The following is a 5,331-nucleotide window of genomic DNA, read 5'->3' on the forward strand; positions in this document are numbered from 1 at the left end:
GGTTCGAGGTAACCAGGCGGTAAGCGGCCTCCTGGTCACCCTGCTCCTGCACCCGCTTCCCCAAAGAGACCTCCTCCTCGCGGGTCAGCAGGTTGTAGCGGCTGATTTCCGAAAGGTAGCGTTGAAGCGGATCGTATTTGACGACGGCTTTGTCACTGGTCCGCCCGCCTGGCCGATAGGTCTTTTTATTCGCTGATGGTTTCGCTTTTTTTATTTTTGCCTTTTTCATACCCCTACCCGGGTTTTGCATTTTTCTTTAGTACCGGCAATGATGGCTGTCAACCATTACCCGGCCTGTTTTTCGTGTGGACAAGAACATGCCATTATGTTACGGGTGGCCTCTGTTTGAGCGCCTGTAGCTCAGCTGGATAGAGCAACGGACTTCTAATCCGTAGGCCGCAGGTTCGAATCCTGCCAGGCGCGCCACAGCTTACCATCTTTTTTAATGATACTAAACCTTTGAGACTAAATCTAAAAGGCTTTTTTTGTCGTCACCCATTCGACCCGTGGGTTGCTGTTTTGGCGCAGGATGAATCGACGTCATTCAGCATAACCTTTGATTAATAACATCGTTTTATAATTTTCACAATCTCAACCTGATCGATCCAACTTGGGCTCATCCAGCCCGAACCCCGCGACCATTCGGCGAAAAATGACATCATGACCCTATCGCCAAATTTTAACGGTATGCACGGCAAGATATGCCTGAATAAATAGCCTATCCGAATCTATTACACCATCTTCCGCAAGGTTGTCACTGACAGCAGAACCATAGTAAATTGAGGGCAACCTGCCCGCCACGCGTGTGGCGATGGCAAGGTCCACACCGTATCATTAAAAAAAGACCGGACAGAGAACTGTCCGGCACCATCGGGATTGGATTTCATTGACGCAATGGAACAATGGGCGAGGTGGTCGACAATTGGAATTAAGGGTTGGCCTGGGGGTCACTCCGGTTGCGAAAGAAACGGATGTGCCATGGATTCGAAAGCATGCCATCCAGCGCCATCATCCGGACCGGTGGCGTTCACTCAACCGTAAAAAGCGCATTGACGCGGTCCATTTTCCTGCCAAAACCGTCGACAACCCCCTGGACCTGAGATGGCTGTAAACCGACTGACCGGGACACCCGGTCGTCTTCTGGGTAGGACGGATCGTCGATCCCCAGACCGATCTCCATTTGGCGGCATAAGGCATCTGCCATATAGACAATGGATGCTTCCAAAAAGCACCCCGTCGCTTCCAATGGGGTATGGGAATACCGAATGATGCATTGAAGCGGTGTCGGGAAATGCCAGTTTTTGGCCACCATGGCGCCCACCTGACAGTGGTCGAAGCCCAACACCTGGCGCTCGGCCTCCCTGAAGGTCATGGACTGGATGTTCACACGGTTCAAGATCGGTTCTATTGCCGATTCGACGTGCTGATCCAAAACAACCTTGCCGATGTCCCGCAGCAAGGCCCCCGTAAATAAGAGACTGGTCTGTTTCAACCCTTTGATCTCGGCCAGATCATTGGCCAAAATCGCCGCGGACACAGCACTCTTCCAAAGCTCTCCGGGGTTCAATCCATAGCCACCATGAGATCCGCGGAAACGCTCCGAACAGCTGACCATGAGGACCAAGTCGACGACCTGGGTCATGCCAAGATAGACGACCGCCTGCTTGGCGTCGTTAATTTTACCCGGCAAACCAAAATAAGACGAATTGGCCAGTTTCAACACATTGGCCGTCAATGCCGGTTCGTGGCGGATGATGTCGGACAGATCGGACATACCGCAATCCGGATCGTCCAGAAGCGCCATGACTTTTCCAGCGATGTCCGATACCGGTTTTAAATGATCGATCGCTTCAATGATGGAATTGGCCGTGGACATCGCTTGTTTCTCCGTTTTCGTCGGCAGGTTTCCAGTTAAACGCCCCTTGCGGATGACTGTCTGACCCGGTGGGCCAACAATTCCCGAAGCTGGCCTTTTTTTTCCGCGTTTAGGCGTTTAAAGCGCACGGCGTTGGTTCTGAATGCCGAGGTCCTCTTCTTTCTTTTACCCTTTGTTTTTATCGGAACGACCGCATACGGAATATTGTGCACATAGATGCCCTGCTCCGTCATCAACAGGTCGAGTTGGACGTCCCCGGCATCCGGCAAACCGATGGTCTCGCCGGCAAAGGCAATTCCACCCACACTCAGGTCGGTGACTTGCCCCATGGCTTCCGGTTCGGATTTATACAAGACCATGGCAATCTCTCCGATGCTCATATGGGTATGATTGCGCAACGGATCAAATTTATTTCTTAAAATAACGAATGTGCCACGAGGCATGGGATAACGTTTATGCTTTCGCCGTTCAACCATGGTTTCTCCCTGCAAGTAGTCGGTTTTTGGTTTCGGATCGATAGGGTTTGATGAATGACACACTGCAAGGAGTTTGCCAGAATAATTAAACGGCGCATTCAGCATCGCTTGAGATCGAATTTAACCCTCGGCATGATGAGCGAACCGTTCAGGATGCGGTTTTTTAAGCGGGTCATCGATATCACCCGAGCCCTCGTGCTGCTTGACCGGTAGCAGGTTCTGCCAGCCGGCAACCTGGCTTGGCGACCCATGACGGCATGCTTCGATGCGCTGGATCGTCAGCGCAGTTCAATCGATGGGGATTGCCGGCGTGGTCGGGGTTTAAACAAAAAATTGGCGGGACCGACGATTTTTTGATACCTGAACCGATACCGTCAGCTGCCGACGAGCATGGCGGTCGAACCCGTACAGGAAAAGGGGGATCTTCTTCAAAAAACACTGGACAAGACAACCGTCACATTGTCTTTGCCGCCAGCCTGTTTGGCCAGTTGAATCAAGGCTGCGGACTTTTCACTCAGGACGCCATCGGCGCGCAGCGCGTCCAAGACAGCGGCCTCGTCGACCAAATCGGTAAGTCCGTCGCTGCAGAGCAGGAACAGGTCGCCCGGATTTTTCTTCCCTCTCAGAATGTCCAGGGTAATTTTATCGTTAACCCCGACAGCCCTGAGAATCACGTTGCGCATGGCGTGCCGCCGGGCTTCGTCCGGACTGATCAGTCCCTGATCCACCTGTTCTTGAACCAGCGAGTGGTCTTTGGTCAGTTGTTTCAGTGTGCCGTTTTTTAGCCGGTAGGTTCTTGAATCACCCACATGGCCGATAATGAAGCTGTTCTGAGAAAAGGCCAGCAGATCAGCGGTACACCCCATGCCCTGATCGCCGGGATTGCGCCCGACGTGCTTGAGAATCTTTTCGTTGGCCAGCTTGAAGGTCGTCTGCACCCGGGCGATGGTGTTCTCTTCGGACACACCGTCGTGGCCGGCAAACACCGCTTTGGCAGTGTCGGCAAATATCCGGCTGGCCACCTCCCCGGCGGCGGCACCTCCCATGCCATCGGCGACCAGGCAGTAGTGGCATGCTTCACTGATATAAAAGACATCCTCATTGTTGGTGCGGACGTTCCCCACATCTGTAGCACCGTGGTAGTTGATATTGGGTAATCTCTGTGACACCAGCGCCCCGCCTTTCGCATCCTGTCGGACTTTTTAAGAAGCGTTCAGAGAAGATTCCGCTGCCGGCGAGCCACCGCCTTCTCAATCATGCCACTGTCAGCCATTCCTTCAATAGACACAAAATTATTATGATACCCGTGGATAGTCAAGGAACATCTCCTTTACACGCAGTCCATTGATCCGTCAAATAGAACGGAGCGGTATGGATCGTCGCAACCGCGCCGGCATCCCCGGCAGGGATGTGCAGCGGCACTTGAAGGTGGCAAACCTGTTGAACAGGCGACTGTAAGGGATTGAGCAACGCTCAACGCAACAACGGACTAGGAAACCGCTTGACATCAGCCATACCTTATCGGCTATAGTCGTATCGACTTCATGGTCACCGCTTCACCGCAATACCGCAACCCACGAATTGAAATATGCAGGTGGGACACAATGCCACAGATGCCAGCCATCACCATCCAATTGGTTCACATCCAAGGCCCATTGAAAGGTCAGGTCCAGGACTTTTCGCAATTTCCCGTTCACATCGGCCGACACTCATCGTGCCAGGTTCGATTTGACAAAGACCTGACAACCCTTTCCAGGCGGCATGCACGCATTGACCGGCAAGGCAACCGATTTCGCATCGTCGACGCCAGTACCAACGGCACCTACGTCAACGGCAAACGCATCGCCAACGTTTACCTGAGGGACGGCGATGTGATCACCTTTACCGAAAATGGCCCCAAAGCCAGTTTTCTGACCAAAATCGAAGTCGGCGATGTACCCGCCCCCCATGTTCGGTCGGGGCAGCCGGCTCAACCAATGCCACCGTCGCCGGTTTCAGCATCGCATCCGCAGATGCCGGCACCCGCTTCAGCGGCTGCGCCCGTGGTGGTTTCATCACCTGCCCCCCCTGCTCCTGAACCTGGATTGACGGCAGGTCCCGGGTTGGAAATCTCCGTCATCAGCGCCAATGCACCGCTGGTCATCCAGTTCGGTCCGACGCTGCAAAGTTACAACCTGCTGCCGGTGACCATCGGCACCGATCCAACCTGCGACTTCGTGATCGACGACAATGCCCTCGCTGGACGTCACATCCAGATATTCTTCAGCGAAAAACAATACTATGCTAAGGATTTAACGGAAAGCGGCATGGTTTCGATCAATGGTCGGCCGGTTGGCACGCAATCGGTCATGGCCCAAGGCGCGGAGCTGTCACTGACCCATCAAGGGCCAAGATTCAGGTTTCTGGGTGGTGGCCGGCTGGCACAGATACAAGATGTGGTATCGGAGTCCTTGGAAAAGACCGATGCCGAAGCCAGCCATCCTGGATCCGAAAACCCGTCTTCAGTGCCGTAAAAAAATCAAAGTCGCTGTTGAAACAATGTCTTCCGTTAATCCATAGTGCGGTGCGTCCGTCATTCACCCAAGCCGAGCGTTTCCCCTTTCGATTTCACACTGCCTTTCAGCGCCTGTCGTAAATCCGCAACGACTAATCATGACTACCACATATGGTTTTTCAAGCTGTAAAAACATACCCCATGGCTTACATGGCGGGAGATCTGAATTCCTGGTCGAATAGCCCGTTCAAGGAGACGCAAGTATGACATGATGCTAATATGAGCCCATTGCGCTTGGAGCAGACGCCAATCCCCATCGCCTTCCAGACTGAACCCGGCTGTCTAACGGATAGTCTGCTCCGGCGATCCACCGATGGAAAAAGTCATGTTTGGCTGCTCGTTTATAATGTCGGATTGAATCCCCACCGATTGGCCATGGTATTGAAAATAAAAAACTATCAATTATTATCAAAAACAACCGATTA

Annotated in this window: 5 protein-coding genes and 1 tRNA gene; 2 read left to right on the top strand and 4 right to left on the bottom strand. The window is 52.9% G+C overall.

The window, feature by feature from the left end; all coding sequences use genetic code 11:
- Window positions 1-229 (bottom strand): sigma-70 factor domain-containing protein (locus tag ABYV26_RS20025; RefSeq protein ID WP_372683132.1); only part of this gene is annotated, 229 nt, incomplete at its 3' end.
- Window positions 230-349: 120 nt separating this feature from the next.
- Here ABYV26_RS20025 and ABYV26_RS20030 point away from each other — a divergent pair.
- Window positions 350-426: transfer RNA gene (locus tag ABYV26_RS20030), tRNA-Arg, on the top strand.
- A 601-nt stretch (window positions 427-1,027) separates the two neighbouring features.
- Here the strand turns inward: ABYV26_RS20030 and ABYV26_RS20035 are convergent.
- From ABYV26_RS20035 to ABYV26_RS20045, 3 genes are all read right to left on the bottom strand, one after another.
- A complete protein-coding gene (locus ABYV26_RS20035; RefSeq protein ID WP_372683133.1) occupies window positions 1,028-1,876 on the bottom strand; it encodes an HDOD domain-containing protein in 849 nt (282 codons plus the stop codon).
- Window positions 1,877-1,911: 35 nt separating this feature from the next.
- On the bottom strand, window positions 1,912-2,235 hold the full coding sequence (locus tag ABYV26_RS20040; RefSeq protein ID WP_372683134.1) for a PilZ domain-containing protein: 324 nt from the start codon (window positions 2,233-2,235) through the stop codon (window positions 1,912-1,914).
- 545 nt (window positions 2,236-2,780) lie between these two features.
- Window positions 2,781-3,521 carry a Stp1/IreP family PP2C-type Ser/Thr phosphatase gene (locus tag ABYV26_RS20045; protein ID WP_372683135.1) on the bottom strand — a complete coding sequence of 247 codons (741 nt, stop codon included), beginning with the start codon at window positions 3,519-3,521 and terminating at the stop codon, window positions 2,781-2,783.
- 435 nt (window positions 3,522-3,956) lie between these two features.
- Here ABYV26_RS20045 and ABYV26_RS20050 point away from each other — a divergent pair, with 435 nt between their 5' ends.
- Window positions 3,957-4,865 (top strand): FHA domain-containing protein, encoded by a 909-nt coding sequence (locus ABYV26_RS20050; protein WP_372683136.1) that lies wholly within the window; start codon window positions 3,957-3,959, stop codon window positions 4,863-4,865.
- The last annotated feature ends 466 nt before the right edge of the window (window positions 4,866-5,331 follow it).

Origin of the sequence: Desulfosarcina sp. (genome assembly GCF_041551955.1) — a bacterium.
Lineage (GTDB): Bacteria > Desulfobacterota > Desulfobacteria > Desulfobacterales > Desulfosarcinaceae > Desulfosarcina.

Coding starts and splice junctions, on each gene's coding strand:
- ABYV26_RS20035 (WP_372683133.1), bottom strand. CDS start 1,876: ATGTCCACGGCCAATTCCATCATTGAAGCGATCGATCATTTAAAACCG.
- ABYV26_RS20040 (WP_372683134.1), bottom strand. CDS start 2,235: ATGGTCTTGTATAAATCCGAACCGGAAGCCATGGGGCAAGTCACCGAC.
- ABYV26_RS20050 (WP_372683136.1), top strand. CDS start 3,957: ATGCCACAGATGCCAGCCATCACCATCCAATTGGTTCACATCCAAGGC.